The organism is Mycobacterium sp. SM3041, assembly GCF_039668335.1.
In the GTDB taxonomy this organism is placed as follows: Bacteria; Actinomycetota; Actinomycetes; order Mycobacteriales; family Mycobacteriaceae; genus Mycobacterium.
On the sequence record NZ_JAYXBQ010000037.1, the window covers coordinates 203,638 to 229,266 of the forward strand.

The window sequence follows — 25,629 nt, forward strand, 5'->3', positions numbered from 1 at the left end:
AACCGTATTCAGGCCCCGGCCGCCTTGTTGGCCTTTGCGATGGCCGCGGCGAGCTCCTCGAGCAGCGGGGGCACATCCAGTTCGGTCACCACGGCTTCGATGAAGACGAGGTCGTCGGGATGTGCTGCCGCATCGGCCAGCGCCGCGTCCAACTCGCCGCAGGTTGTCGCCCGGTGGGACAACGGGTTTGGGATGCCGAGGGCCGCCGGAATGTCGCGCCACCGCCAGGTCACGATGTCGTTGTACGGCGCGGCCGGACCGTGGATCGCGCGTTCGACGGTGTAGCCGTCGTTGTTCACCAGGATCACCACCGCGGGCACCCCCTCGCGGCCGAACTGGCCGAGTTCCTGGATGGTGAGCTGCGCGGCACCGTCGCCGATCAGCAACACCGGACGACGGTCCCGCTCCGCCAGACCCGCACCGAGAGCGGCCGGCAGCGTGTAGCCGATGGACGCCCACAACGGCTGGCCGATGAACGCCACGCCGCTGGGCAGCCGGTGCCGGGCCATGCCGTAGTACGACGTCCCCTGCTCGGCCAGGACCACATTGCCCGGCGTGAGCGCACCGCAGACCTTGTCCCACAGCGCCTTCTGGGTGAGCGGCTGATCCGGTTCGAGCACCGGGTCGGGTGCATCGGGCACCGGCTGCGGTACCGCGGGCGACCGGGTGGGCCGGGCCGTCAGGATGCTGGTGATCGCCTCGAGCGCGGCCGACATGTCCAGTGGCGCAAAGACTTCGCCGGCCACGGTGCTCTGGTTGGGCCCGATGTCGATGGTCCGCGCGGGGTCGATCTGCTGCGTGAACGATGCGCTCACCATGTCGGTGAACTGAACCCCGGCAGTGACGAGCACCGGGGCCTCTTCGATGGCCCGGCGAACCGACTCCTGGCTGGAGGTGCCCGCGTAGATGCCGAGGAACTCCGGCGCGGATTCGTCGACCAGGCTCTTGCCCCACATCAGCGTGGCGTGCGGCACGACGTCGGCCGCCAGCAGTGCCTCGAGTTGCGGGACGGCTTCCAGCCGATGCACCAGCAGGTCGGCCAGCACCGTCAGCTGGTGCTCGCCGATCAGGCGAGCGGCTGCCGCGGTGAACAGCGAGAGTGCCCGCGGACTCGTGCCGCTGGTGTACCGCGGCAACGGCCCGGACGGTGGTTCGACGGGGAACCGGGCGACATCGGTCGCCAGCATCAGATAGCCGGGCAGCTTGCGCTCGTGCACCTCGGACAGCACCCGGTCGATCTCGCGGGTGGCCGTGGCCGGCACGAGTTTGGCTTGTGCGCAGGTGATTTCACGGGCGATACGGTGAAAGTGGTCGAAGTCGCCGTCACCGAGCGAGTGGTGGATCACCCGGCGGGAGCCTTGCACGTCGATGGACGGCGTGCCGACGATGTGCACCACCGGGACATGCTCGGCGTAACTACCCGCGATCGCGTTGGCCGCGGACAGCTCGCCGACGCCGAACGTGGTGATGAGCGCCGCCATGCCGCGCAGCCGGCCGTAGCCGTCGGCGGCGTAGCCCGCGTTGAGTTCATTGGCGCTGCCGACCCACCGGATACTCCGGTGCGCGATCACATGGTCGAGCAGTTCCAGGTTGAAATCACCTGGCACACCGAAAATCTCGGTGACGCCCAGCTCAGCGAGCCGGTCCAGCAGATAGTCACCGACGGTGTACTCGGGCATGCCGACCTCCTGCTGTCGCTGGTACCGCGATGGTAGCCGTCCCAGCCCGAATACCGCCCTTCAAGCACTACCATGACGGCCATGACCGTTCGCCCACATCGGCTCGTGTGGCAGGTCGCGGCGGTGTCGCTGCTCGCGGCCTGTGGTTCGAATACGTCAGCGGCACCGTCGTCGACAACATCGACTGCGCCCACGACAACGGCAGCCCAGCTCCCGCCGCCGGTGCCCGTCGTACCGGTGAAACCGAATGCGCGGCAGGCCAAGTGGGTCGACCTGCAGGTGGGCGACTGTCTGAACACGCCGCCGCCCACCGACCCGAGCGTCGTCGAGGTGACGTTGGTGGACTGCTCGGCCCCGCACATCGCCGAGGTGTTCCTGCGCGCCAATGTGGCGGTCAACGACGCCATTGCCGGTGTCGCCGATCAGCGGTGCGCGGCCGGCCTGGCGGAATACGCCGGCCGGAGCAGCCGGTACACCTCGACCTATCTGATCGACTCGAACATGGACCGCACCGGACACACGCCGCTGCCCAGCACCGTCATCTGCCTGTTGCAGTCGGCCACCGGCCTCTCGCTGAACGGCTCCGCTAAGGCTTAGCCGTCAACAGGATGTATTGGGCGGCAACCTGTTCGTGCACGTCCTTCAACTCGGCGCCGCGCGCCTCGATGGCATAGTCACCTGCCGGCGCGACACAGTAGAACTGCTTCGGGTTGGCCAGCAGGATGCAGCGGCTCAGCGTCAGCGCCGGCACCGGATCGGCGGTCTCGGTGCCGTCCACCGACACCTCCTTACCGAAGGTGTTCGCCACGTTGACCGCCGACGCCGGGTCCTTGGCGCGGTACACGCTGGTCTTCCCGCGGGCGAACGCTGTCACGCCGTTGTCTTGGAACACCGTGCTCGACGCGACCGGGTCGCTCTGGAAGTGCAGGGCCCCGGTGCCGGAGTAGACGGCGTTCTGCGAATTGCGCGGCGATTCGGTCTGCAGCGTCAGGGCCAGGAGCCCGGTCGGATCGATCGGCACGGCCGGCAACTCTGCCGCGGGTTTGAAGGGCTCGATCGCGGCGGCCTGGGTGCCGGTCGCCTTGGCCACCAACGCGATGGCCGGATCCGGCCCGGCTGTTGACTGCGCCAATTGTGTCAGGACATAGGGGCCGTGCGCGGTGAAGGACCGCACGGTGGTCACCTTCGTGCCGCGGGAGTCGACGTCGTACGTCGACGCCAGCGCATCCGGATGCTCCGGGACGGCAACGGCTTTCGGCTCTGCCCCGCGGATCTTGACCTGGAGCGCAGCCGCATTCATCTCGCCGGCCGCGGCGGTGGCATCAGCAGGCGACGCAAAGCGCAGTACGCCGTTGATCAGCACCGTCTTGGCCGCAGACTCCCGCGCCGAGGCGAACCCATCGACGAAGTGGTGCCTGCCGGCCGCGGTCGCGATGCTCTCGGGCCCGAACTGAGCCAGCAAACCGGGCTCGTCGAGCACGAAATATGTTGACAGATAAGGCTCGATGAGCGTGCTGTCGACCTGCCAGGGTCCCACCACGTAGCCGGCCAGCTGTTGCCCCTCGAGCCTCGCACCGGCCTCCGGGGCACCCGCGGTGCCGTAGGGCTCATGCGGTTTTACCGGGTAGTTCCCCGGCTTCAGCTGTGCCGGGGCGACGATCGCCGGTGGCGGCGGCGTCGTCGAGGTGGCCGGCTTCGCGGATGACGTGGCCGGGCTCGACTGTGTCGATCCGCCACCACAGCCCGCGCCCAACAGCGCCACCGCGACCACCGCTCCACAGCTGACCAGACCCCGCATGCGTCCCTCCCCTGCCGACTGCAGACCAACCTACTCAGTGTCAGGTCTTCGCGGCACTGAACTGCATGACGTGCCCAAACACCTTGGTAGTCGTATCGATACGCAGCCCGTTGCGGCGACCTTCGGCAGCCAGTTCATCGGGGTTCAGCAGTCGGAACGGCGACCGGTCCACCCGGTGCACCACCGTGGCCACCGGTGTCCGCGTCAGGTCGTAACCGACGAACACGCCACCGGACTTGAGCACCCGGGCGATCTCGGCGACCGCGGCCTCCCATTCGATGACGTGGTGCATCATCAGGCAGCTGACCACCGAATCGAACGCGTCGTCGGCGAACGGCAGGCGGGTCGCGTCGGCGCTCTGCACCGTGACGTGCGGGTTGTCCTTCAGGCGGTGCGCCGCGGCGTCGACCATCACCGGATCCAGATCGGTCGCGGTGATGGCCAGTCCGGGACGCGCGGCCGACAGACCTTCCGCGATTGCGCCGCTGCCGGAACCGATTTCGAGTAACTGCTCACCCAGCCGGTCGGTGGGCAGCATGTCGAGCACGGCGCGCGTGGTGGTTCTCCACATGGCGCCGCAGCAGAAGGCGCGCTCGACTTTGGACATCACCGGCATTGCGGTCTCCTCCTCGTGGTGTCCGTCGAGTATGGAGCCGCCCGCACCCTCAGCACTTGGACGGATCCGTCGAATCCCGCAGCGCGCGGGCGATCTCGGACGGCGCCGCACCGGTCATCTCACGGCATACCCGGTTGGCATGGGAACCGTCGGCGAATCCGGCCAGATGCGCGGCGTCGGTGACCTGCTCGCCGTCGGCGAGATGCTTCAAGCCCGAGAGCAGCCTGGCCCAGCGGGCCGCCGCCGAGAAGGACACACCGGTCTGCTGCCGGCACAGTCGGCCGAGGTAGTCCGGCGACACCGCGACCTCGTGAGCGATCGACGCGAGATCCACGGATTCGGTTGTGCCGCTGTAGACCAGGTCCATCGCCTGCCTCAGCTGCGGATGCAGTCCGGGTTGCTCTCGCGGGCCGCCACAGAGGCGCTCGACCAGTGCGGCCGCGGCCAGCTCGGGGTCAGCGCCGTACGCGTCGGCCACGGCTCGTGCCAGCACCTGGCCATCCTCGGGCATCCAGATGCCGTCCTCGGATTCGCTCTGGCTCAGTGCGTGCAACGCTGACCCGGGCCAGCTGTGCGGCGCCAGGTACAGCGCCAACGTCAGATCGGTGGGCGCCGACCGTACCGCGTGGCCGGCGCCGCTGGCGATGACGACGACGTGTCCACTGCGGGACGCCTCGCCGGCGGTTCGAACCGTCAGCGGTCCGGTCAGCCCGACCCCGATCTGCACCGCGGCATGGTGGTGAATGTCCAGGTCGCCGAAGGTGCCGACGACCATCATCTGCGCCGGACCCAGCTCCCAGACGGGCATACCCGATGTTAACGCCGCGACTGTCGCCGCTCGATGACCTCCAGGGCCTGCTGCGCCCACCGCAGGTTCTCCTGCTCGAACGAGATGCCGCGCATCAGCGTCAGATAGGGCCCCACCCGTTCGGCTTCGGCAAGGAACGCAGCCTCGCTGCGCCCGCCCAGTATTCGGTTGCGAATCCGTTCGTAGAGCTCGAGTTGCTTGGTGGACCACTGGATTCGGTCCCGCAGGCCGGCGCACACGGCCGCAGCGTTCCCGCTGTCGACAGTGGAGACCTGGACCAGCAGGTCGTCGCGCATGGCCAAGGGCTTGGGTGTCGCCTCCGTGAACGCATGCACCGCGGCCCGGCCGGCGTCGGTCAGCGTGAACATCCGCTTGTTCGGTCGTCGCTCCTGTTCGACCACGCGGGCCTCGATCAGCCCGTCGGCCGCGAGCCGGTCGAGTTCGCGGTACAGCTGCTGTGGCGTGGCCATCCAGAAGTTGGCGACGGACGCGTCGAAGCCCTTGGCCAGGTCATATCCCGAGGCCTCACTGTCGAGCAGGGCCGCCAACACGGCGTCACGCAGAGCCATGCCCAGGGAGTCTAATAGTCAACAAAGTGATTAGTCACATATAGACATGCCGAGCTTGGCCCGCTAGCGTCACCCGTACCTAATCAACAAATTGACTATGCGAGGTTTGCGATGCAGGCATTCCGCAAGGCCGTCGAGGCCGCCGACGGCGAAGCCATGGCCGCCTGTCTGGCCGACGACGTGGTGTTCACCAGCCCCGTCGCCTTCAAGCCCTACCCGGGTAAGCCCATCACCGCCGCCATCCTGCGCGGCGTGCTGCGGGTCTTCGAGGACTTCCGCTACATCCGGGAGATCAACGACCCCGAAACGGGCAGCCACGCACTGGTTTTCGAGACCACGGTCGGCGGCAAGAAGATCACCGGCTGCGACTTCATCCACGTCAACGACGAGGGCCTGATCGACGACTTCATGGTCATGGTCCGGCCGTTGTCCGGTGCACAGGCGCTGTCGGAGGCCATGGCCGCGCAGTTCCCGCAGATCCAGGCCGAGGCCGCCGAAGCCATCGCCGCCCTGGCCGCGAAGGAGCAGTGAGTATGAAGATCGGTCTCGGCATCAACTACGCCGGCGGTTTCAAGGAGGTCGTGGCCGAGGTCGCCGACCTCGAAAAGGCCGGCCTGGACGTCGTTTTCGTCCCCGAGGCGTACTCCTTCGACGCCATCAGCGCGCTCGGCTACCTGGCCGCCGCCACCGAGCGGGTGGAACTGGCCTCCGGCGTCCTGCAGCTCTACACCCGCACCCCGACGCTGACCGCGATGACGGCCGCCGGCCTCGACTACGTGTCCGACGGCCGGTACATCCTGGGTCTCGGCGCGTCCGGCCCGCAGGTGATCGAAGGCTTTCACGGGGTCCCGTATGACAGCCCCATCGGCCGCACCCGCGAGGTCGTCGAGATCTGCCGCCAGGTGTGGCGCCGCGAGCGCCTCGCCTACCAGGGCAAGCACTACACCATCCCGCTGCCGGAAGGCCAGGGCACCGGGCTCGGGAAGTCACTCAAGCTCATCAACCACCCTGTGCGCGAACGCATTCCGGTGTTGCTGGCGGCACTCGGGCCGAAGAACGTCGAGCTGGCCGCGGAGATCGCCGAAGGCTGGCAGCCGATCTTCTACATGCCGGAGAAGGCCAAGGACGTCTGGGGCGATGCATTGGAAGCCGGGTACGCAAAACGCGACGCATCGCTGCCGCCCATGGACATCTACGCCGGACCGGCGCTGGCCATCGGCGACAACGTCGAGGGGATGCGCGAATTCATCAAGCCGCACATCGCGCTGTACATCGGCGGCATGGGCGCCAAGGGCAAGAACTTCTACCACAACGTGGCCACCAAGTACGGCTACGGCGCCGAGGCCGACCGCATCCAGGAGCTGTACCTGGCCGGTGACAAGGACGGTGCGGCAAAGGTGGTTCCCGACGAACTGGTCCGCGACATCTCGCTGATCGGCAGCCGCGAGTTCGTCAAGGAACGCGTCGCCGCATTCCGGGAGGCCGGCGTGACGGTGCTCAACGTGGTGCCGATGGGTGCGACGACCGCCGACCGCGTCAAGCTCATCGAGGAGCTGCGCGAGCTGGTGTAGGGCTGACGCTACCGCTACGCGCCCGGCTGGCCGTACACCGCGACGACGACCGAACGGTCGGGGCTGTTCTCGGACCACACGCCCATGACGGTGTTGGCGCAGTTGGCCATGATCGCGTAGGTCGGCGGGTCGTAGTACCACTGGTTCAGCACATCCAGGTTGTTGATGGCGATGGACTGATTGATCGCCACCGTCTGAAACACCTTGCCCCGGAAGCCCGCTGCTTCCGCGCGCCGCTGTGCCGTCGACCCGTCCGAGCCGAGGTCGCCGTCGAGGGCGCGGTTGTTCAGCACGTCGTTCGCGTGCCACTCGGCGGCGAGCCGCAGCTGCGGGCTGACCGCCACGTCATTGGTGCAGCCGGCCTGGTGCTGAATGGTGTAGACGTTGGCGACCACGCTGTTGTTGAGGCGCGTGTTGTCGGCGTGAGCCACCGCAGGCAGCGCGGCGCCGCACGCGAAGACCGCCAGGATCACCCCGGCCAACCGAGTACTCACTGTGCCCCCGGTCGGTAGTTGCCCGCGGAACTGCGCAGCGGCCCGATCAGCTCGGGGCACAGTTCGTTGATCACCTGTCCGACAAGATAATTGGCCTGGCCTTCGTCGCCACCGGTGACCTCGACCTTGATGTCACCGATGATCTGCCCGTAACTCCGGCCCGCGGCGATCTTGTCGCACACGCCGCGCCCGTAGGCGATGGCGGCATCGGCGCTCGGGAAGTTGAAGCCGCCCCGCACGTTGACGCTGTTCACGTACGTCACCGGGTCGGCCTGGGCCGGCGGCACCATCCAACCGGCCGCGGCCCCCGCGGCGAACACCATCACCAGCGCCCGCGTCACACGGGATCGAACTGTGAGATCAGCCATCGATCGTGCACCTTGTCGAGAGTCACCCGCACCGTCGAGGTCGACGCGGTGGGCGCGTCGGCACCGATGGTGGTCGTCTGGTTCACGAAAACCAGCACCACAGCGTGGTTTTCGGTCGCCGACACCGAAGCGGCATCCGGAACGGTCGCGACCGCGGAGATGTGTTTCTGTTTGGCCCCGGGCGCCACGACGGTGTCGACCAACTTGGTGTACTCGTCGCGGAACCCGCCGGTCAGCCGGCCGGCGGCCGATTTCAGCTCGGTGTCAACCGTTTCCGGCCGGTACGACAGCATGGCGACGGTGCCGTCACTGGCCGCCCGCACAGACTCGGTGGCCGCGGCTTGCGCGAGCCGCACCGACCCGTCCTGCCAGTTGAAGTACCCCGCGGCGACGGCAAGCAGCATCGCGGCGAACGCCAATGTCAGACCCGTCCACCGCGCCCATGGCTTCCGCGAAACACTCTGCACCGCTGCGGGTTCGGCTTCGACAACCGCCTCCTCGGCGGCCTCGGTCTCGTCGGGTTCGACGGGACGTTCTTCGACATCCACTGTCACTGTCATGACCTGTCCTTCATGTTGCCCTGACCGTCCGATGTGCTCATGACACGAACTGGACGTTGGAGATTCGGGCGCCCGCGCCGTCCTTGGCGACACTGATCCGCATGCGCCAGTTTCGTGGTGGACCCGCCGGCGCCTCGGCCAGCGATGTCCGCACCGACACCGCGAGAAGCACCTGTGCGCCATCACCGGTCACCGACTCGAGTCCGGCTTCGGTGACGGTGCCCTCGGATTTCGAGCGGGCCTGCTTCACCACCGCGACGAACGGCTCGGACCGGCGCTGGAAGTCTTCCCGGAATTCGCCGGTCGACGAGTCGAGTATCCGGCGGATGTCGGTGTCGGCCTCGGTGTAGCTGATCGTGGTCAGGTTCAGCGCGGCCTGGCGGGCAGTCTGCACGTACAGGTTCCGCAGCACCTGTCCCTGTTCGGCCTGGTGCGCCCGAAAACCCAGCCAGCCCACCAGGGCACCCCCGGCGACGACCAGCGCGAGTCCGGTTGCGACCAGCGGCGAGACACGCGGCAACCGTTGCCGCAGCGACGGTTTCGGCGCCGCGACCGCATCTTCGTCGGCTGCATCCGCATCGGCTGCATCGGCGATGTCTAGCTGCTCGGGATCAGCATGCTCTGCCATGTCTTGCCTTTCGTGGTGGCGGCCAGGTCGGAGTCGGTGTACGGCTTGCCATCAGGTCCCACGTAACCGCCGGTCGCGGGGTCGTAGGGCACCACGGCCACCGGGGGTGCCGGGGGTGCCGGCCCAGGTGCGGAACTGGGGCGCTGCCGGGGATCGGTGCCCGGCGCGTATTGCGGGACCCCCTGCCCCGTCAGCGTGGCGTTGGGATCGCCCTTCCAGATGTAGCCGTCGTTGAGGGGCACGTACTGCTCGTTGCTTTCGCAGAGCTCCACGGTCGGTGACCGTTTGGCCGGGTTGTTCTCGCACGGAATGTTCCGCACGCCACGGACATTCAGGTCGGAGTCCTGTGGCACCCGGCAGTACAGCTCACCGGCAGGACGCTCGGGATAGTCGACCTCGGTCGGCACCCGTTGTTGTTTGACCGGAAGGAAGCCGGTGTTGCACGGCGGCGGCAGATTCATGTTCAGTTTGAAGTCGAGGTAGATGCCCCGATAGGGCGTCTTGAGGTCCGCGTCGGCGACCGCGATCGCCGACATCAATGCGGTGCCCTGCGGGAAGAGCACCAGCAGTTGTTCGATGTCGTGCCGATAGACAACCGCGATCTCGCCGAGGCTCACCATGTTGGCCAGCAGGACCGGCAGTGCCGGGGCGAACCTGTCGAACAGGGCGCGGCCCTCGTTCAGGGTCGGCTGCCCGAGCTTGAGCAGCTCGGCGAACGCCGCATTCTGGGCCTTGAACTGGCCGGTGATGGACGCGGCTCGCTGCGCCCACGTCGCGATCGAGTCCGCGGTCTGCACTTGCGAATTCAGCACGGCCGGGCTCTGGTCGATCAGTTGCGTGATCGGGCCGACGTTCTTGCCGGCCTCGATGGCCAGTGACGTGGAGCCGTTGACGATGCGGGACAGCTCAGGTCCGAGTCCGCTCACGGCTTTGTCGGCTTCGTCGACGACGGTACGCAGATTGTCCTGTGGGATGGCCTCGAGCGCCCGGTTGGTGGCATCGAGCAGGTTGCCGATATCCGGCGGAATTCGCACCTTGGCCACCGGAATGGTCGCTCCACCGCGCAGGGTCGGGCCGGTATCGGATTGCCCTGCCGCAGGGATCAATTCGACGAACTGTTCACCGACGGCCGAGCGGCTGTGGACCGCGGCCGACACGTCCGCAGGCACCTTGATGGCGGAGTCGAGATTCAGCTCGGCCCGCACCCCACCCGCGGTGACGTCGACCGCGCTGACCCGGCCGATCTCGGTGCCGCGGTAGGTGACCACCGAGGTCGGGTACAGCCCGCCCGACTCCGGCAACTCGACCGTCACGGTGTACCGGCCGTACCCGAGCAGCGTCGGTACGTGGACGAAGCCGAATGCCATGACGCTGCAGGCAATCACGGTGACGGCACCGAGGATCGCCAGCTGGATCCAGACTGTCCGGGACAAGCGCAGACGCAGCATGTCAGTACCCCCCGAAGTGATAGGGAGCGATCAGCGGGTTGCCCGCGGTGTACGGGCTGGGCATCTGACCGATCGTGCGGCCCCACTGCATTTCGAGTTCGGTGAGGTTGCCCTCCCACCGGGTTCCGGTGAACAGGCTGCTGTCGAGCCGGCTCAGCGTCAGATCGATGATCATCGTGATGTTGGCGAAGTCGCCCCGGAACCACTTGCCGAGATTGCTCTTCACCCACGGGTAGGTCGAGAGGAAGTCGAGCCCCTTGGTCAGTGCCGGTCCCGAATCGGCCAGCGACCGTAGCACCGGCACCATGCTGCGCAGGTTCGCGACGAGGCTCTCCTTGGTCTGCTTGATCGTCGACGTCGCGACCGCGCTGAACCGTCCGACGGCATCGATCGCGTCGGCCAGCTTCGCGCGCTGCTCTGCCAGTACCGCCAGGGCCTGCGGGATGGTGGTGAGCGCCTTGTCGACCGTGCGCTGGTTCGCCGCGAACTGGCCCACCAGAGAATTCAAATTCTCTGTGGCGGAGATGATGTCGTCGGTCTGCGTGTTGAGCCGGGAAATGAACGTATCCAGCTGGGTCAGCAGGCTGCGCATGTCGTTCTCGCGGCCGGCCAACGCCTTCGCGAAGGTCTGGTTGATCTCCTGCAGCTGGGCCAGGCCACCGCCGTTCAGGAGGATCGACGCCGACGCGAGGGCCTGCTCGGTGGTGGGATACGTTGCGGCCCTGGACAGCGGGATCACCGCGCCGTTGGTCAGCCGGCCCTGCGGTGCTTCGCCGGTCGGCGGGCTGAGTTCGATGTGCATCGAGCCCAGCAGGCTGGTCTGCCCGACCTTGGCGGTGCTGTTGGCGGGCAGGTGGACGTCGCCATCGATCCGCATGGTCACCAGCGCATGCCAGTCCTGCACCTCGATCTTGGTGACGTTGCCGACGTTGACGTCACCGACGCGCACGCGGGTGTTCTGCTGGATCACCACGACGTCGGGCAATTGCGCTTGAATCACATACGAACCCGGTCCGTCGCCGGCGGTGCCGGGCAGGCTCAGCGAATTCAGGCCGCGCCATTGGCATCCCGACAGCGTCAGCACGCCGAGCAGGACGAGGGTTGCGGTCACGAGGCGCTTCATGGCTGCGTCCCCTGTTGCGGAACCATGAGGCCGGCCAGCCCCTGGCCGGGGTCGGTCGGGGTCGATACGGGGGCCTCTGCCGGCAGCGGAGCCGGCGCCGGGTTCTCCTGCGGCGGAGCCCCGCCGGGCCGCAGTCGCGGCTCGCTGTAGGTGACCTCGTTGGGCCGGGCCGTCGCGCCGACGAACGGATTGCCGCCGATCGGCACGAAGTTGTACTGCCGGTTCTTGATGATCGGCGCGAGGTACTGCACGCACAGCTTGGCGGATTGCTCGAAGCCTTCCCGTGCCGCGGACTGGATTGCGCCGCAGAGGAACTGCACGGTGTCGGCGAAGTTGACGGGTGCCAGGATGCCCGTGATGGCGCTCTGCGCCGGGTCGTAGATGTTGGTGAAGTTCTGGAACACCGTCGGCGCGATGTGCAGGACCTGTTTGAGGTCCGTGCGGCTGTCGTTGAGCGCCGTGGTGATCGCGTTGAGGTGGTCGAAGGTGGTCCCCAACCCCTCCCGGTTCTCCGCGATGAAGCCACGCAGATCCTTGACCGCGGTGTCCAGATTGCGTGTCGCATCGGCGATGTTGTTCGGCGTGCTCGACAGTGCGGTGGTGATGGACGCCATGTTGGTGTTGAAGGCGGCGAGCAGATCGCTGCTGGACGACAGTGCCGAGACCAGCAACTGCAGATTGCGCACCGTGCTGAAGATGTCGGTGCTGTGATCACCGAGAGCCGACATCGCGCGGGACAGTTTGATGACGGTGTCGCGCGCGGTGTCGCCCTGGCCGCGCAGGTTGTCGGCGGCGCTGTTGATGAATTCGCCGACGGCACTGGGCCCGCCGGGACTCGTCGGCTGCAGCGAGTCGGTGAGCTTCTCCAGTTGCTGACGGAAGTCGTCCCATTCCACCGGCACCACGGTGCGCTCCAGGGCAATGGTGGAGCCCGCGGCGAGTTTGGGTCCGCTGGTGTAGGCGGGCACCAACTGAATCGCGCGGGCGCTCACCAGGGACGGCGACAAGATGGCGGCACGGACGTCGGCGGGCAGCGCGTAATGCGAGTCCACCGAGAACGTCACTTTGGCGGCATGCGGTTGCGGTTCGATCTTCTCGACCGTGCCGACGGTGACGCCCAGAATCCTGATGTCGTCGCCGGTGTACAGGCCGTTGGTGTTCGCGAAGTACGCGACGTAGGTACTCCGGACAGCGGTGACCCACCAGGATCGAGCCAGTCCGGTGGCGGCCACCGCCAGGATGACCACGAGACCGAGCGCGAGGGCGATGCGCCACGTCCGGCGGCTGCCCACGCGTGGTGTGGATTCGGAGCTGGTCATGGTCACCTCCCTCCGACGGGCGAAACGGGATCTGACACCACACCGGGCGAACCGGTGTGCGAATTGTTCGACGGCGGGAGCGGCGTCGGGGGCGGGACCGTCGGCGGCGGCACCTCGCCAGGGGCCGGAGCCAGGGCCGGCGGTCCGGGTGCCGGGCCTCCCGGTGGCGGCGCGGGCAGCGGTTCCCGATAGGGGTAGCGCGGATCTCCGGGATTGCCGGTGATCGCGTCGGGCAGAGTGAGATTCGGCGGTCCACCCTGGCCGGTGCGCGGATACGGCGACGGTAGCGGCGGGGTACCCGGCTGACCGGCGCCGGGCTCGGTCAGCTGCGACGGCAGCAGCACGTTGGGGTCCAATCCCAGGTCGGAGAACGCCGCGTCGATGAACGGCTGATCGAACTGACCCGGGAACAGGTTCACGAGCGATGCTTTGAAGAACGGCCCGGCACCGAGCACTTCGCCGAATGACATGGCATACCTGCGCAGCAGGTACAGCGTGCGCTGCAGCTCCTGCTTCCGGTTGTCGAGGATGCTGAGAACGCCGTTGAGCTTGTCGACGGCCGGCTTCAGTTGCGTCCGGTTGTCCTGCACCAGACCGGAAAGCTGCACGGTGGCGGCGCTGATGTTGGCCATCAGCGTCTCGACCGAATTGCGTTGCGACAGAATCTCGCCCAGCAGCGCGTCGGTGTTGACCACCAACTGCGCAATCTGGTCACTGCGCTTGGCCAGCACCGAAGTCACCTTGTTGGCATCGGCGAGCAGCTGGCGCAGCTTGGCATCGCGGGTACCGAGGGTGTCGGAGAAGCGCGCCACGCTCTCCAGCGCCAACTTCAGATCGGGTGGCGTGTTCTGAAACGTCTGCGCCAGCGTCTTGAGTGCCGAAGACAGCTGGGTGGTGTCCAGACCGCTGATGGTGGTCGTCAGATCACCGAGCGCCGCGGGCAGATCGTACGGCGAGGTGGTGCGTTCAATCGGGATGGGGCCGTTCAGGTTTCCGTCACCGCGCGGCGTCAGCTCCAGCACCTTGGTACCCAGCACCGTCTCGGTCTTGATGGCGGCCTCGGTGCGGTCGCCCAGTTCGACGCCATCACGCACCGTGAAATCCACCCGAACCTTGGCGCCCTCCAAGTGAATTCCCGAGACCCGTCCGACGCCCAGGCCGGACACCCGCACGTCACTGCCCGTCTTGATCCCGCCGGCATCGGCGAAGTAGGCCTGGTGGTCGGAGGTCCCCTTGATGAAGGGGATCTTGTCGTAGCTGAAAGCGGCGACGACGATCGCGACGATCAGCCCGATGCCGGTCGCGCCGACCGCCAACCGGTTACGTTCGGCCAGGGGCTTGATGTTCAGCTTGATGCGCGTCATTTCGGTGTGCACCGCCCCGACTCCTGGCCGGCCACTTTGACGTACACCGGTTGGCCGCCCTTTCCGTTCAGCTTCAGTAGTGCGTCGCAGAGATAGAAGCTGAAGTAGTCGCCGTACAGGCCGTTGCGGGAGAGAATCTGGTACGCGTCCGGCAGCGTCCGCACCAGCTCGTCGACGTAGGCGTGGTCCGCCTCGATCTGGCCGGACACCCGATCCGTCTGCTGCACAGTCTGTTTGATCGGCTCGCGCGCCACGGTCAGCAGGTCGGCGACCGACCGCGCCGCGCTGTTGATGTTCGCCACCCCGGTCGCGATGTCGGATTTGCGGGTGGCCAAACCCTGGACGAGTTGCGACAGCTTGTCCAGTCCGTCGGCGAACTGCGTGTCACGGGCCGCGAACGTCCCCAGCACGGTATTGAGGTTGGTGATGACCTCACCGATGAGCTGATCCCGGCCCGCCAAAGTTGTTGTCAGGGCCGACGTCTGGGCCAGCACCGACGAGATGGTGCCGCCCTGGCCCTGGAACACCCGGAGCAGCTCACCGCTCAACGCGTTGACCTGATCGGGATCGAGCGCACGGAACAGTGGCCGGAAGCCGCCGATGAGCGCGTCGACATCCAATGCCGGCGACGTCCGGGACAACGGGATCGTCTGGCCCGGAAGGAGTTTGCGCACCGACCCGGGGCCTTCCTCGAGCGCCAGGTAGCGGTCGCCGATCAGGTTCTCATAGCGGACGGTCGCGGTGGTGCCTTCGGTGAGCGTCAATTGCCTGTCGATCGCGAAGTCGATGGTGACGGTGCCGTCCTTGTGCAGCGTGAGGCTCTTGACCTTCCCGACCTCCACGCCGGCGATACGGACGAAGTTGCCGCCCTTCAGCCCCGACACGTTGCTGAACACCGCCTGGTAGGAAGCCCGCGAATCGAAACGGAACTGCCCGAACACCGTCAGCAGCCCGAACATGAAGAGCAGGCTGACCACGGTGAAGATCACGACGCGGGTCACGGTCCCACGAATCCGGCTTCTCATGGTGACCCCGGCTCAGGTTGGGGCACGCCCATCTCGACACCGGGCAACCCGGGAGCCGGACCACCCGGGTACCGGATTCGCGGCGGTTCGGGCTGCGGCTTGGTCACCGGGAAGTAGTTTGCGAAACCGGGGAAACCGATGCCGGGGTTGGGCCGCATATCCAGGCCGTCACCGTAACCGGTGTCGGTCACCAGGTACTTGACCGGGAAGTTCTTGCTGACGTCGGGCAGCGAACCGCAACTCGGCTTGCCGCCGGGTCCGCCGCTGGCATTGACGACGGGCAGGTTGTCGGGGAACCGGTAGGGATCGGCACCGGCCAGCAATCCGACATCCATGATCACCGATTTCCCGTTGCCGCCCATGGCATATCGGCCGCCGTGTTCGAGGAACCATTGCGCGCCCTGGAACAGGCAGGTGTACGTCGGCGAGTACTTCTCGAGGAGTGCGGTGGTCGGTCGCAGCACTTCCATCGCCCGCGCCAGGGCAGTCTGGTTGGCGCCGATGGTGTCGATGCCCGACTGCGAGAAGCCGACCGCCGACAACAACAGGCCGTCGAGTTCCTTCGACTGGCCGGTGATCGTGGTGGCGGTGGTCGAGAACGAATCCAGGATGGACACGATGTCGTGTGCCGCGGCCGAATAGGCCTGTGCGGTCTGCCCGAACAGCTGCCAATCCTTGCGCACCGTGTCCATGCGCGGATTCACCTCCAGCAGAACGTGGTTCGCATCGGTGATCGCCTGGCCGATGACGTCGCCCTTGCCGCGCAACGATTCGGCCACCGCCGAGAGCACCGAGTTGAGCTTCGTCGGGTCGATCACCTGGACCACCGACTGGAGGTTCTCGAACACGGTGTTGACCTCGACCGTCACGTTCTGTGACTGCAGCACCGCCCCCGATCGGAGGTGGCCGCCGCTCGGACCGGTCGACGGCACATTCAGTTCGACATACTTGGCGCCGAACGCGGTGCTCGATCGGATCTGCGCTTCGACATTGCCCGGCAGTTGCGCGAACGGCCCGGGGTACATCCGGAGTTTCAGCGTCGAAAGTACGTGTCCCGCAGTATCTGTTCGGCTGCCGATCGATTCCACCTCGCCGATCTGCACGCCCCGGAGCTTCACCTTCGCGCCGTCCTCCATGACCAGACCGGCGCGGTCGGAGATCAGGGTCAAGGGCACGAATCCGCGCAGCGATCCGGAGAACAACAGCCACGTCATCGCGGTCATGGCGACGACCACGATCACCAGGACAGGCGCCCACCAGATCGGGTCGATCTGCTCACGCCGAGTTTTGTTCGCGCCCTTTGCCATTCGCTCAGCCAGCCAGGTGGAAGTTGCCGGACTGGCCGTAGACGGACAGCGTGATGGTGAGCAGGATGAACACGCCGGCGGTGATCGAGGTCCGTACCGCCCGGCCGACGGCCTCGCCGACGCCGGCCGGTCCACCGGTGGCGGTGAAGCCGTAGTAGGTGTGCACCGCCATCACCGCGGCCGCCATGGCCAGCGCCTCGAAGAACGACCAGGCGAGGTCATTGGGGTGCAGGAACGTCGTGAAGTAGTGGTCGTAGACACCGCGCGACTGGCCGTAGATCATCGTGGTCCCGAACCGGGTGGCCAGGAAAGACATCAACACCGCGACGGTGTAGATCGGGACGACGGCCACCACGCCGGCGACGATCCGGGTCGCCGCCAGGTACGTGATCACCCGGATGCCCATCACTTCCAGGGCGTCGATCTCCTCGTTGATGCGCATGGCGCCGAGCTGTGCCGTCGCCCCGGCTCCGATCGTGGCCGCGAGTGCCACCCCGGCCGTCGCGGGAGCGATGAAGCGCACGTTCAGAAAGGCCCCCAGGAAGCCCGTCAGCGCTTCGATACCGACATTGGACAGGGTGTTGTAGCCCTGGACGGCGATCAGCGCACCGGTGGACAGCGTGAGGAACCCGACGATGACCACGGTGCCGCCGATGACGGCGAGTGCGCCGGTCCCCATGCCCATGACCGCGATGAGCCGCAGCACCTCGCCTGGATAGCGCCGGACGGCGTCCGCGGTGGCGGCAAGCGCGCTGCCGTAGAAGGCCGTCTGCTCGCCCAGCCGGCGGGTCGCCGCGATCGCCTGGCCCGCGAGTTCGCTGAGCGCTGACGGGCGGTCGACATCCACATCGACTGTCATGGCGCCACTTTCACGCCGAACGCGGTTGCCAGGATGTTGATCAGGAACAGCGCCATGAACGCGAAGACGACGGTCTCGTTGACCGCGTTACCGACGGCCGTCGGGCCGCCACCGACCGAAAGGCCCTTGTAGCACGCGATCAGTCCGGCCGACAGCCCGAACAGCAACGCCTTGACGAGGGACACGATCACCTGCGGCAGGCCGGTCAACAGGGTCATGCCCGCGATGAACGCGCCGGGCGTCACGTGCTGGATGTAGACGACGAAGAAGTAGCTGCCGGCCAGGCCGACGACGGCCACCATCGAATAGAGCATCGCCGCGACGAATGTCGCGGCGAGGACGCGGGGCACGACGAGTGCCGGAATCGGGTTGACGCCAATGACTTTCATCGCGTCGATTTCTTCTCTGATGGTTCGCGCGCCGAGGTCGGCACACATCGCGGTCGAACCGGCACCGGCCACGACGATCGCGGTGACCACCGGTCCGACCTGTGTCACAGAAGCCAGCGCAGCGCCGGCGCCCGACAGGTCACCGGCGCCGACCTCGATCAGCACGATGTTGAGCGTGAAGACGATCAACACCGTGTAGGGAATCGACAGCACGACAGTCGGTACGACGGAGACGCGCGCGACGAACCAGATCTGCTCGATCAGCTCGCGCCAAGCGTACGGCGGCCGCAGCATCGCGGCGAAGGTCTCGCCGGCCATGACGATGAAATCGCCGACCGCCACAGCGGGGCGCGTCCAGGCCGCGGAGGCGCGCGGAGACGACTGGAGCGGTTGCGCCACAAGCTGCCTCCCAGTGTCGTTCCGTCGTCGAGCTTGGCCCGGACGTTAGGAAGGCACCAGTTTGCTGTCAACGCAACAAAAGGGGGTACGACATCGTCAATTACCGAAGATGCAGGTGGACTCAACACAATTGCTTCGGTTCACCCGGATTGAATCGCGCTGAGCCAAAACCTACCTGCATGCGCCCTGGTTACGGCGTCACGATGTTGAACCAGAGCTGGAAGGTGTCGAGCAGTCCGACGAACTCGTCCACCGACTGCCGATTGCCCTCCACGGTGACATTGTTCGCTGTTATCGCGTCGGCGAGTTTGACTTTGCCGAGCTGAATCTCGTTCATTGTCGCCTTGGTCAGTTTCAGCCCGGCGTCGGCATTCGGGATGGTGCCGTCCGCGTAGTTGAGGACGCCGTTCTCGACGGTGAGGCCGTACTGCTTCTTGAGGTCCGTGAAGTCCACGTTGAGTGTGATCTTCTTGCCGGCGGCCTTCGGGCCGTTCAGCCGCACCGCCAGGTAGTCGAACATCATCTCCGGCGGCATCGCGTTGATGGTGTCGGGACTCGCGGTGTCGGTGCCGCCGGCGGTGGGCACCCCGTTGCGCAGTTCATACGCACCTTGCAGATACACCGAGCGCCACGGCCCGGATTCGGCCTGATAACCCATCTGCTCGTAGCTGTCGGCCAGCAGGTTCTTGCCATTGACGCTGTCGGGGTTGGCGAACACCACGTGCTTGAGCACCATCGCGGTCCAGCGGTAGTTGCCTTCGTCGAAGTCCTTCTTGGCCTTATGCAGAATCGCGTCCTCGCCGCCCATGTACTCCACGTACTTCTTGGCGGCAGCCTGTGGCGGCAGGTCGTCGAGGTCCGAGGGATTGCCGTCGTACCAGCCCATGTAGCGCTGGTACACCGCGCGGGTGTTGTGTTTGAGCGTGCCGTAGTAACCGCGATCGGGCCAGAAGTTGCCCAGCTCCGGCGGGAACTGCATCTCCTCGGCGATCTCAGATCCGACGAGGCCCTCGTTCATCAGCCGCACCGACTGGTCGTGCATGTACTTGTACATGTCACGCTGCTTCTTCCAGTAGTCGATGATCTTGTCGCGACCCCACATGGGCCAGTGGTGGCTCTGGAACTTGATCTCGGTGTTGGGGCCGTACACCCGGATGGTGTCATCGAGGAACTTCGCCCAGATGCGGGCGTCACGCACCTGGGCACCGCGCAGCGTCAGCAGGTTGTGCATGGTGTTGGTGGTGTTCTCGGCCATCCACATGGCCTTGAACTGCGGGAAGAAGGTGTTCATCTCGGTGGGCGCCTCGGTGCCCGGCGTCATCTGGAATTCCAGGTCGACCCCGTCGATGGTCATCTTCTGGCCGGTGGTGGTGATGATGTCGGTGGGGATGATCAGCGTCGGTAGGCCGGTGGAGACCGTCATACCCAGGCCGCCGTTGACGCCGCCCTGCGCGTTGCGCGGCAGCAGCGCGCCGTACATGTAGACGGCACGCCGCGACATGGCGTTGCCGGCGATCACGTTCTCGCTCACCGCGTCTTCGACGAAGGCTTGCGGAGCAACGACTTTCACCTTTCCGGAGTCGACGTCGGCCTGGTTGATGATGCCGCGGACACCGCCGTAGTGGTCGACGTGCGAGTGACTGTGGATGACGGCCACGATGGGCCGGGGCCCGAGCTTCTGGTTCACCAGATCCAGTGCTGCCTTGGCGGTTTCGGGTGAGATCAGGGTGTCGTAGACGATCCAGCCGGTATTGCCTTTGATGAAGGTGATGTTCGACAGGTCATAGCCGCGGACCTGGTAGATCTTGTCCGGCAGCACCTCGAAAAGCCCGTACTCCATGCACAATTGGGCGTTGCGCCACAGGCTCGGGTTGACGGTGTCCGGTGCTGCCTTGTCTTCGGAGATGTACTTCTTGTACTCCTCCAGGTCCCAGACCGGGTTGCCCTTGTCGTCCTTGATGGTCAGTGTGTCCGGGCGTGCGATGAGTCCACGCCTGGCATCCTCGAAGTCGCTGCGCTCGTTGAACGGCAGCGAGTCGAGAACCTTCTTGTTGGCCGCCTTGGTGGCCTCGGTCGCCGGCTTGACCTTGTTGTCGGTGCTGACGGCGCCGCCGCCCGAGGATCCCCCGGCGCCGCTGCTGTCGTTGCAGGCAGCCACCAGCGTGGTGGCGACGCCGGCCACTGCCAGCCCACCGAGCAGCTTACGGCGCGATACCTCCCCCGAATTCTCGCCGTTGTCGCCGTTCGTCTGCACTTTCGAAGTTCGCCCCATGGCACCCGATTATGCCGATGCCCGTCGCCGATATAGCGCAAATTTACGAATACGAACATTCGACCTCTGAGAGAGCTCGGATTCCCACGCCATTTGCAAAAAATATTTACGAGTCAATGAATAAAAAGACCGCTTCGCCGAAAGCGAAGCGGTCATCGTCAGACGCGGTCTAGTGCAGCCATTTGCCCGGCTTGTCCCAGTGGCCCGGAGGCGGGACAAACGGCAACTGACCCACCTGACCTGGAGGAACACCGAAGAACTGGCCGATGTGGCCCGGCGACGGGGCCGGTATCCACCACCAGGTATTGTCGGCGTTCGCCTGACCCGCGCCCAGCCCGATAGCAGCAAAGCTCAGGGCGCCTGCGGCAACAATTGCGAATTTATTGATAGACATGTCCAACTCCTTGTCAGCCCATCAAATGTCATGTATTCCATGATGCCACTGTGTGCTGCGGACCGCTATCAAGAATTGTTGGCTAACGTTTGCTCACTCGTTGTGTGCGACACCCGGCGGCGATGCCCCAACGGCAGCCGCCTTGACCGGCTTCGGCTTCGACTTCGCCGCCTCCCCACGCGGCGACTGGGCCTTCGGGCTGTCATCGGCAGCCGGGCCGGTCGCCGGCTTGCCGCTGCCGGTCGGGTGCTGCCCGGCCTTCTTGCCCTTGCCGCGCTTCGGCGCATCGGCTTGTTTCGGCGTATCGGAATCCGAGTCCTTCTTGGTTCCCGCCGGGTCCTTCTGGCTCACCGACTTCTTGTCGTCGGGCTCTGCCTTGGGCGTGTCCTTGACCTCGGGCGTCTTCACGTCGGGCTCGACGTTCGCGGGCTTCGGGTTTGTCGCCTTCTCATCCACCGGCTTCACCTCGGGCTCGGCCGCGGTTTCCTTGGCCGGTTCCTTGGCCGGTTCCTTCACGGCGTCCGGTCCGTCGGCGTCCTTGACGTCAGTGCCCTTGGCCGGGGCGGCCTTCACGCCGGTCGTCGGCTCCGGTTTCGTCGCAGCCGTCGCCTTCGGCGAGCCCAGTTCCGCCGCAGCATCTTTCATGGTGGCCACTGCCTTCAGCGCCGCCGTCGGGTTCACCGCGGCGACCGATGCCGGCGGCCGGATGATGTCACCGATCTTCTGGATGACGTTCGAGATGCCCGCAACCACGGCCTTCGTCACGTCGACCGCGGTGTTGGCCACCCACTTCACGCCCTGCACCACAGCGTTCGCCACCCATTTGACCGTGTTGACCACGGCTTGCGTCACTGCCTTGGTGACGTCGACGAACGCATTCCAGGCAGCGTCAGCGACTTTCACCACGGCTTGCCCGATCTTGACGACGGTGTCCACGACCGCGCCTATCGCCAGCCGCACCGCGGCCAGGATCCGCGCCGCGATACCTTCGACGCCCCCGACACCGTTGAGCCGCAGGATTTCCTGTGCGATGACGAACGCGGCTTCCTTCGGAATCCAGTCCGCGTAGAAGACGCCGAACTTGCCGCTGCCGGGCTGATCGTCGCGCGTGGTGTAGATGAAGATCGGCCCACCGTAGAACTGGCCATTCGTGGACATCGTCTGCCAGGTTTCGATGAGGTTCTTGATGAACTCGGCTTGCGTGTGCTCGCTGACGTTGTTGGTCGGCACCCCGTACTCGGTGATCCAGATCTTCTTTAGACCGTCACCGTTGGCCGCCATCAGGTCGTAGATCTTCTGGATCTGGGTAAAGGGTGACAGGACCACGTTCTCGCCGTCCGAGAACTTCAGCGTCTCCTGGTACGGGTGGAACGCCAGCGCGTCGAAGTAGCCCTTCGCGCCGGCGGCGTACATCCCGTTCACGTAATCCACCGGGTTCATGGTGACGCCACCGAACGTGAAGACGCTGCCGAGCCCTGCCGCGATGACAGTCGCGGTCGGGTCGGCCGCCTTGATCGCCGGGTAGGCAGCCTTCAACAACTCGGTGTAGCTCGACGGCGAGATCGGGTCGTAGAAACAGACGCAGTTGACCTCGTTCCACACCTCGTAGGCCGAGATCGTCTTGCCGTACCGGCTCGCGACCTGCGTCATGAAATTCGCGTAGGCGACGGGGTCGGGCGTCTTGGCCCCGGGGAAGTTACCGTCCGTGCCGGCCCAAACCGGCGTGCTGTTGACCATCGCGAGGACGCCCATGTTGCGAGCCTTCGCCGCATTCATGATGTCGTCGATCGGCGCCCAGTTGTACTGGTTCGGCAGCGGCTGCGTGTACACCCACGGGATGTAGACCCGGACGTCCTGGACGCCCATGGACTGCAGCATGTCCAGCGTGGTGTCGATGTCCTGCTTCGACATGCCGTACAGGCTGGAGTCGGCCATACCGATCGTCGACGGTGCCGAGACGATCTCGGCGGTGGGCGTCACCGCTGTCCGGGTCACCGGCTCCACCAGTTGTGCCGCGTAGGCGCAGACCACGGCCAGGGGAATCAATACGGTCATCACCCGGTGCACTGCCCTGCAGCCGAGTGGGCCGATCCGTCCAGCCACCAACGCCCCCTTTGAAAGTGCCGCCCTCGCAACGCGTAATCGCCAAGCAAGGCAAATTTACGTCCGCGGATGGTAACCCGTGGGCGATTTGCCGGAGTCGGCTCACCCACCGCACGTCAGCGGCGTGAGGCAGTACCACCTACCGGCGGCGGATACCCGTTATTCGCCGGCCCGCAGTAATTGACGACACTGGCATAAATCTTTGCCAGAAGCGCTGCGGCAGTCGTTCACAACTGTTAATTTTCTGTCTGTACTGCGGCGCGACACCCGTCTGCCAGACTGCAGTGCGGTAATGCCGCAGTAGCGGTCGATCTGCCGGGGTCCGATGGCCGCGCGGCGTGACTATGGAGGACCCGAAATGGCTGGTGCACACCGTCGCCCGCAACGCCGGAACTTGGCGGTATCGACGTGGCTGGGCACCGGCGTCGCTGCGGTCGGCGTCAGTGCCGCACTCCTCGGTAGCGCCGCAGTCGCGAGCGCCGCCCCGTCGACCGATTCCGAGTCCGCCTCGTCGTCCGCGCCGGCTCAGCCCAAGAAGGCACCTGCGCAGAAGACCACCAAGAACAAGAAGAAGGACGCGGCCGCCGCTGCGGACGCGCCGGACACCAAAGCAGCGTCGGACAGCAAGCCGGCATCGGACACCAAATCCGCATCCGCCACCGACTCTTCGGCTGGCGCCGCCACCGACAGCGACAACGACGCCAAGCCCACCCGCAATCGCCGCGCCAAGAGCGACGACAACGGCCGGTCCGCGTCCGCGCCCAACGCCGGCACCGTCGCGAAGCTCCCCACGACCGCCGCCCAGGCGGTGACCAAGAATCCGTCGACGAAGAATCCACTGAAGGCCGCCGCCGCGGTCAAACCGGCGACAGACACCGCGACCAACGACGCGCCGAGCTCAGCGTCCGCACCGGTCGCCGCGACGCCGGCCGCCGCACCGGCACCGGTAGCCGCCAGCACCCCGCAGGTCACCGTCGCCGCCGCCGAGACCTCCACGGCCGCAATCACTTCCGTCCCGAACACCACCGTGAAGGCGCTGAGCAGCGCCACGTCGCCGACGGCCCCGGCCAACATCTCCGGGCTGCTGTCGGTGCTCGCGGCCGTGGGCCAGGCGCTCGGGGCCGCCACCCTGGCCACGGAGGAGTCCCTGGCCGGGGCCGTGGTCGGCACGACCAAAACCGTGAGCAAGCTGCTGGGCATCACGCCCGCACTGGCCACCACCACCGAAAAGACAAGTGCCGCAGCGACTCTCACTCCGGCGCCCACAGAGACGTGGCAGCCGGGCCAGACCGTTACCGCGGACGAGTACATCAACACCGCGCTGGCTGAGATCGCGCAGGCGCGCACGCTCCTCGGCACCAGTTGGGTGAACGGGTACTCCCGATACGAGTTGCGGATGGCGGCCACGTATCTCACGACGTACCAGGCGAACCAGCAGACTCTGATGGACGCGTACGCGGCCAACCCGACCACGACGAACCTGACCGCGCTCAAGGCGAACGAGGCGCTGATCGGCAAGTCCGTGACCGCGCTGAAGACCGCGCGTTACTGGTCGGCGAATCGCGACATCAAGGCCATCATCGTCGACGCCACCACCAACGCCCGCATCTACGCGTCGGTTCCGCTGTCCATGTATGCGGGCGTGGAACCGATCGTCACCATCTCGGTGAACGGCGGGCCGAGCATCAAGGTGCTGGTGGACACCGGATCATCCGGCCTGGTGGTGAACGCCAAGAACGTCGGCCAGACCGGTCTCGGCAATTCAGTGGGCACCGGCACCGGCGCCTACAGCGGCGGGCTGACCTACACCTACAACACCTACAACACCACGGTGAACTTCGGCAACGGCATCGTCACGGCGCCTGTCCCGGTCGACATCATCACCGATCCGGCGCAGCAGACCGCGTTCGCCAATTTCCTGAAGTACAACGGCGTCGTGGGCGTCCTGGGTGTCGGCACCAACGCGGTGGGCCCGGGCCCCGGCCTGGTCACGACCGGCCTGCCCGGCGCGCTGAAGAACGGCATCTACATCGACGAGGCCGGCAAGACCCTGACCTTCGGCCCCAACCCGCTGCCGGCGCGCGTCACCACGTCGGGATCGCCGAACGTGATCGGTTCCGTCAGCATCAACAACGGGTCGAAGACGCCGATCAACCTGCTCATCGACTCCGGTGGCGTCACCGGCACCCTGCCGTCGACCATCATGGGCAGCACCATCCCCGTCGGCACCGTCATCTCGGTGTACGACAGCAACGGCGTACTGCTCTACACGTACACGACCACGTCGTCGTACACGCCGGTGGTGACCTCCGACGCCTACAACGCCGAGTTGATGAACACCGGGGCAATGCCGTTCCTGCACAACCGGATCTACATCGACTACTCCACCGCAAACGGATCGACCGTCTTCGACCTGTAGCCGCGACCCGAAACCGGCCGCTGTTCCGCCACGCTCCGTGGTGGGACGGCGGCCGATTTCGTGTCGAATTCCGGCGCGCAATACCCAATCATCAGGCGGTTCGAGCGGGGTTAACAA

24 protein-coding genes are annotated in these 25,629 nt (G+C 66.2%); 4 read left to right on the forward strand and 20 right to left on the reverse strand.

Going from position 1 to position 25,629, the window contains the following annotated elements:
* Nucleotides 1–8 precede the first annotated feature (8 nt).
* Nucleotides 9–1,679, reverse strand: coding sequence for an alpha-keto acid decarboxylase family protein (locus VXD91_RS10175; RefSeq protein WP_318984046.1), 1,671 nt, complete (start codon nucleotides 1,677–1,679; stop codon nucleotides 9–11).
* Between the two features lie 81 nt (nucleotides 1,680–1,760).
* Between VXD91_RS10175 and VXD91_RS10180 the strand changes: the two genes are divergently transcribed.
* Nucleotides 1,761–2,276, forward strand: a complete 516-nt coding sequence (locus VXD91_RS10180) for a hypothetical protein (RefSeq protein WP_318984047.1) — start codon at nucleotides 1,761–1,763, stop codon at nucleotides 2,274–2,276.
* Here the strand turns inward: VXD91_RS10180 and VXD91_RS10185 are convergent.
* The 4 genes from VXD91_RS10185 to VXD91_RS10200 are packed head-to-tail and all read right to left on the reverse strand — an operon-like array spanning nucleotide 2,266 to nucleotide 5,470.
* The gene (locus VXD91_RS10185) at nucleotides 2,266–3,477 is read right to left on the reverse strand and encodes a hypothetical protein (RefSeq protein ID WP_318984048.1); all 1,212 of its coding nucleotides are present in this window, start codon (nucleotides 3,475–3,477) and stop codon (nucleotides 2,266–2,268) included. The genes VXD91_RS10180 and VXD91_RS10185 overlap by 11 nt on opposite strands.
* A gap of 40 nt (nucleotides 3,478–3,517) precedes the next feature.
* Entirely contained in the window at nucleotides 3,518–4,093 is a 576-nt protein-coding gene (locus tag VXD91_RS10190) for a class I SAM-dependent methyltransferase (RefSeq protein ID WP_212807678.1), read from the reverse strand.
* Nucleotides 4,094–4,142: 49 nt separating this feature from the next.
* Nucleotides 4,143–4,901 (reverse strand): helix-turn-helix transcriptional regulator, encoded by a 759-nt coding sequence (locus VXD91_RS10195; RefSeq protein WP_318984049.1) that lies wholly within the window; start codon nucleotides 4,899–4,901, stop codon nucleotides 4,143–4,145.
* An 8-nt stretch (nucleotides 4,902–4,909) separates the two neighbouring features.
* On the reverse strand, nucleotides 4,910–5,470 hold the full coding sequence (locus VXD91_RS10200) for a PadR family transcriptional regulator (RefSeq protein ID WP_064858338.1): 561 nt from the start codon (nucleotides 5,468–5,470) through the stop codon (nucleotides 4,910–4,912).
* Between the two features lie 111 nt (nucleotides 5,471–5,581).
* Here VXD91_RS10200 and VXD91_RS10205 point away from each other — a divergent pair, with 111 nt between their 5' ends.
* Complete coding sequence (locus tag VXD91_RS10205; RefSeq protein WP_064858337.1) at nucleotides 5,582–6,001, forward strand: nuclear transport factor 2 family protein; 420 nt, start codon at nucleotides 5,582–5,584, stop codon at nucleotides 5,999–6,001.
* A gap of 2 nt (nucleotides 6,002–6,003) precedes the next feature.
* Entirely contained in the window at nucleotides 6,004–7,041 is a 1,038-nt protein-coding gene (locus VXD91_RS10210) for an LLM class F420-dependent oxidoreductase (RefSeq protein WP_064858336.1), read from the forward strand.
* A 14-nt stretch (nucleotides 7,042–7,055) separates the two neighbouring features.
* On the opposite strand, the gene VXD91_RS10215 is transcribed toward VXD91_RS10210, so the two are convergent.
* The 15 genes from VXD91_RS10215 to VXD91_RS10285 all read right to left on the reverse strand — a co-directional run bounded on the left by VXD91_RS10215 (nucleotide 7,056) and on the right by VXD91_RS10285 (nucleotide 23,048).
* The gene (locus tag VXD91_RS10215) at nucleotides 7,056–7,535 is read right to left on the reverse strand and encodes a CAP domain-containing protein (RefSeq protein WP_318984050.1); all 480 of its coding nucleotides are present in this window, start codon (nucleotides 7,533–7,535) and stop codon (nucleotides 7,056–7,058) included.
* Nucleotides 7,532–7,903 (reverse strand): DUF732 domain-containing protein, encoded by a 372-nt coding sequence (locus tag VXD91_RS10220; protein ID WP_318984051.1) that lies wholly within the window; start codon nucleotides 7,901–7,903, stop codon nucleotides 7,532–7,534. The genes VXD91_RS10215 and VXD91_RS10220 overlap by 4 nt, the downstream gene beginning before the upstream one ends.
* Complete coding sequence (locus VXD91_RS10225; protein WP_318984052.1) at nucleotides 7,873–8,463, reverse strand: hypothetical protein; 591 nt, start codon at nucleotides 8,461–8,463, stop codon at nucleotides 7,873–7,875. The genes VXD91_RS10220 and VXD91_RS10225 overlap by 31 nt, the downstream gene beginning before the upstream one ends.
* 37 nt (nucleotides 8,464–8,500) lie before the next feature.
* Entirely contained in the window at nucleotides 8,501–9,091 is a 591-nt protein-coding gene (locus tag VXD91_RS10230) for a mammalian cell entry protein (RefSeq protein WP_318984053.1), read from the reverse strand.
* Nucleotides 9,061–10,539, reverse strand: coding sequence for an MlaD family protein (locus VXD91_RS10235; RefSeq protein WP_318984054.1), 1,479 nt, complete (start codon nucleotides 10,537–10,539; stop codon nucleotides 9,061–9,063). Before VXD91_RS10235 ends, VXD91_RS10230 begins: the two co-directional genes overlap by 31 nt.
* Before the next feature lies 1 nt (nucleotide 10,540).
* Complete coding sequence (locus VXD91_RS10240; RefSeq protein WP_318984055.1) at nucleotides 10,541–11,662, reverse strand: virulence factor Mce family protein; 1,122 nt, start codon at nucleotides 11,660–11,662, stop codon at nucleotides 10,541–10,543.
* Nucleotides 11,659–12,981: an MCE family protein gene (locus VXD91_RS10245; RefSeq protein ID WP_318984056.1), complete on the reverse strand. Its 1,323-nt coding sequence runs from the start codon at nucleotides 12,979–12,981 to the stop codon at nucleotides 11,659–11,661. Before VXD91_RS10245 ends, VXD91_RS10240 begins: the two co-directional genes overlap by 4 nt.
* A gap of 2 nt (nucleotides 12,982–12,983) precedes the next feature.
* Nucleotides 12,984–14,345 carry an MCE family protein gene (locus VXD91_RS10250; protein ID WP_318984057.1) on the reverse strand — a complete coding sequence of 454 codons (1,362 nt, stop codon included), beginning with the start codon at nucleotides 14,343–14,345 and terminating at the stop codon, nucleotides 12,984–12,986.
* Nucleotides 14,342–15,370 (reverse strand): MlaD family protein, encoded by a 1,029-nt coding sequence (locus VXD91_RS10255; RefSeq protein WP_318984058.1) that lies wholly within the window; start codon nucleotides 15,368–15,370, stop codon nucleotides 14,342–14,344. Before VXD91_RS10255 ends, VXD91_RS10250 begins: the two co-directional genes overlap by 4 nt.
* Nucleotides 15,367–16,677 carry an MCE family protein gene (locus VXD91_RS10260; RefSeq protein WP_318984059.1) on the reverse strand — a complete coding sequence of 437 codons (1,311 nt, stop codon included), beginning with the start codon at nucleotides 16,675–16,677 and terminating at the stop codon, nucleotides 15,367–15,369. Before VXD91_RS10260 ends, VXD91_RS10255 begins: the two co-directional genes overlap by 4 nt.
* A 4-nt stretch (nucleotides 16,678–16,681) precedes the next feature.
* Nucleotides 16,682–17,536, reverse strand: coding sequence for an ABC transporter permease (locus VXD91_RS10265; protein ID WP_318984060.1), 855 nt, complete (start codon nucleotides 17,534–17,536; stop codon nucleotides 16,682–16,684).
* The gene (locus VXD91_RS10270; RefSeq protein ID WP_051128409.1) at nucleotides 17,533–18,243 is read right to left on the reverse strand and encodes an ABC transporter permease; all 711 of its coding nucleotides are present in this window, start codon (nucleotides 18,241–18,243) and stop codon (nucleotides 17,533–17,535) included. Before VXD91_RS10270 ends, VXD91_RS10265 begins: the two co-directional genes overlap by 4 nt.
* 271 nt (nucleotides 18,244–18,514) lie before the next feature.
* Nucleotides 18,515–20,596: an alkyl sulfatase dimerization domain-containing protein gene (locus tag VXD91_RS10275; protein WP_318984061.1), complete on the reverse strand. Its 2,082-nt coding sequence runs from the start codon at nucleotides 20,594–20,596 to the stop codon at nucleotides 18,515–18,517.
* A 169-nt stretch (nucleotides 20,597–20,765) separates the two neighbouring features.
* Nucleotides 20,766–20,990, reverse strand: a complete 225-nt coding sequence (locus VXD91_RS10280; RefSeq protein ID WP_082934678.1) for a hypothetical protein — start codon at nucleotides 20,988–20,990, stop codon at nucleotides 20,766–20,768.
* 93 nt (nucleotides 20,991–21,083) lie between these two features.
* Nucleotides 21,084–23,048, reverse strand: coding sequence for a hypothetical protein (locus tag VXD91_RS10285; RefSeq protein ID WP_346415307.1), 1,965 nt, complete (start codon nucleotides 23,046–23,048; stop codon nucleotides 21,084–21,086).
* A 403-nt stretch (nucleotides 23,049–23,451) separates the two neighbouring features.
* Between VXD91_RS10285 and VXD91_RS10290 the strand changes: the two genes are divergently transcribed.
* Nucleotides 23,452–25,512, forward strand: coding sequence for a PecA family PE domain-processing aspartic protease (locus VXD91_RS10290; protein WP_318984062.1), 2,061 nt, complete (start codon nucleotides 23,452–23,454; stop codon nucleotides 25,510–25,512).
* Nucleotides 25,513–25,629: the final 117 nt, after the last annotated feature.

Bases quoted from the DNA above. Each gene is read 5' to 3' on its own strand.
- VXD91_RS10240 (WP_318984055.1), bottom strand. From the start codon at position 11,662: ATGAAGCGCCTCGTGACCGCAACCCTCGTCCTGCTCGGCGTGCTGACG.
- VXD91_RS10210 (WP_064858336.1), top strand. From the start codon at position 6,004: ATGAAGATCGGTCTCGGCATCAACTACGCCGGCGGTTTCAAGGAGGTC.
- VXD91_RS10265 (WP_318984060.1), bottom strand. From the start codon at position 17,536: ATGACAGTCGATGTGGATGTCGACCGCCCGTCAGCGCTCAGCGAACTC.
- VXD91_RS10260 (WP_318984059.1), bottom strand. From the start codon at position 16,677: ATGGCAAAGGGCGCGAACAAAACTCGGCGTGAGCAGATCGACCCGATC.
- VXD91_RS10290 (WP_318984062.1), top strand. From the start codon at position 23,452: ATGGCTGGTGCACACCGTCGCCCGCAACGCCGGAACTTGGCGGTATCG.
- VXD91_RS10205 (WP_064858337.1), top strand. From the start codon at position 5,582: ATGCAGGCATTCCGCAAGGCCGTCGAGGCCGCCGACGGCGAAGCCATG.
- VXD91_RS10235 (WP_318984054.1), bottom strand. From the start codon at position 10,539: ATGCTGCGTCTGCGCTTGTCCCGGACAGTCTGGATCCAGCTGGCGATC.
- VXD91_RS10220 (WP_318984051.1), bottom strand. From the start codon at position 7,903: ATGGCTGATCTCACAGTTCGATCCCGTGTGACGCGGGCGCTGGTGATG.
- VXD91_RS10250 (WP_318984057.1), bottom strand. From the start codon at position 14,345: ATGACGCGCATCAAGCTGAACATCAAGCCCCTGGCCGAACGTAACCGG.
- VXD91_RS10280 (WP_082934678.1), bottom strand. From the start codon at position 20,990: ATGTCTATCAATAAATTCGCAATTGTTGCCGCAGGCGCCCTGAGCTTT.
- VXD91_RS10245 (WP_318984056.1), bottom strand. From the start codon at position 12,981: ATGACCAGCTCCGAATCCACACCACGCGTGGGCAGCCGCCGGACGTGG.
- VXD91_RS10185 (WP_318984048.1), bottom strand. From the start codon at position 3,477: ATGCGGGGTCTGGTCAGCTGTGGAGCGGTGGTCGCGGTGGCGCTGTTG.
- VXD91_RS10190 (WP_212807678.1), bottom strand. From the start codon at position 4,093: ATGCCGGTGATGTCCAAAGTCGAGCGCGCCTTCTGCTGCGGCGCCATG.
- VXD91_RS10255 (WP_318984058.1), bottom strand. From the start codon at position 15,370: ATGAGAAGCCGGATTCGTGGGACCGTGACCCGCGTCGTGATCTTCACC.
- VXD91_RS10195 (WP_318984049.1), bottom strand. From the start codon at position 4,901: ATGCCCGTCTGGGAGCTGGGTCCGGCGCAGATGATGGTCGTCGGCACC.
- VXD91_RS10175 (WP_318984046.1), bottom strand. From the start codon at position 1,679: ATGCCCGAGTACACCGTCGGTGACTATCTGCTGGACCGGCTCGCTGAG.
- VXD91_RS10275 (WP_318984061.1), bottom strand. From the start codon at position 20,596: ATGGGGCGAACTTCGAAAGTGCAGACGAACGGCGACAACGGCGAGAAT.
- VXD91_RS10230 (WP_318984053.1), bottom strand. From the start codon at position 9,091: ATGGCAGAGCATGCTGATCCCGAGCAGCTAGACATCGCCGATGCAGCC.
- VXD91_RS10180 (WP_318984047.1), top strand. From the start codon at position 1,761: ATGACCGTTCGCCCACATCGGCTCGTGTGGCAGGTCGCGGCGGTGTCG.
- VXD91_RS10225 (WP_318984052.1), bottom strand. From the start codon at position 8,463: ATGACAGTGACAGTGGATGTCGAAGAACGTCCCGTCGAACCCGACGAG.
- VXD91_RS10200 (WP_064858338.1), bottom strand. From the start codon at position 5,470: ATGGCTCTGCGTGACGCCGTGTTGGCGGCCCTGCTCGACAGTGAGGCC.
- VXD91_RS10270 (WP_051128409.1), bottom strand. From the start codon at position 18,243: ATGGCCGGCGAGACCTTCGCCGCGATGCTGCGGCCGCCGTACGCTTGG.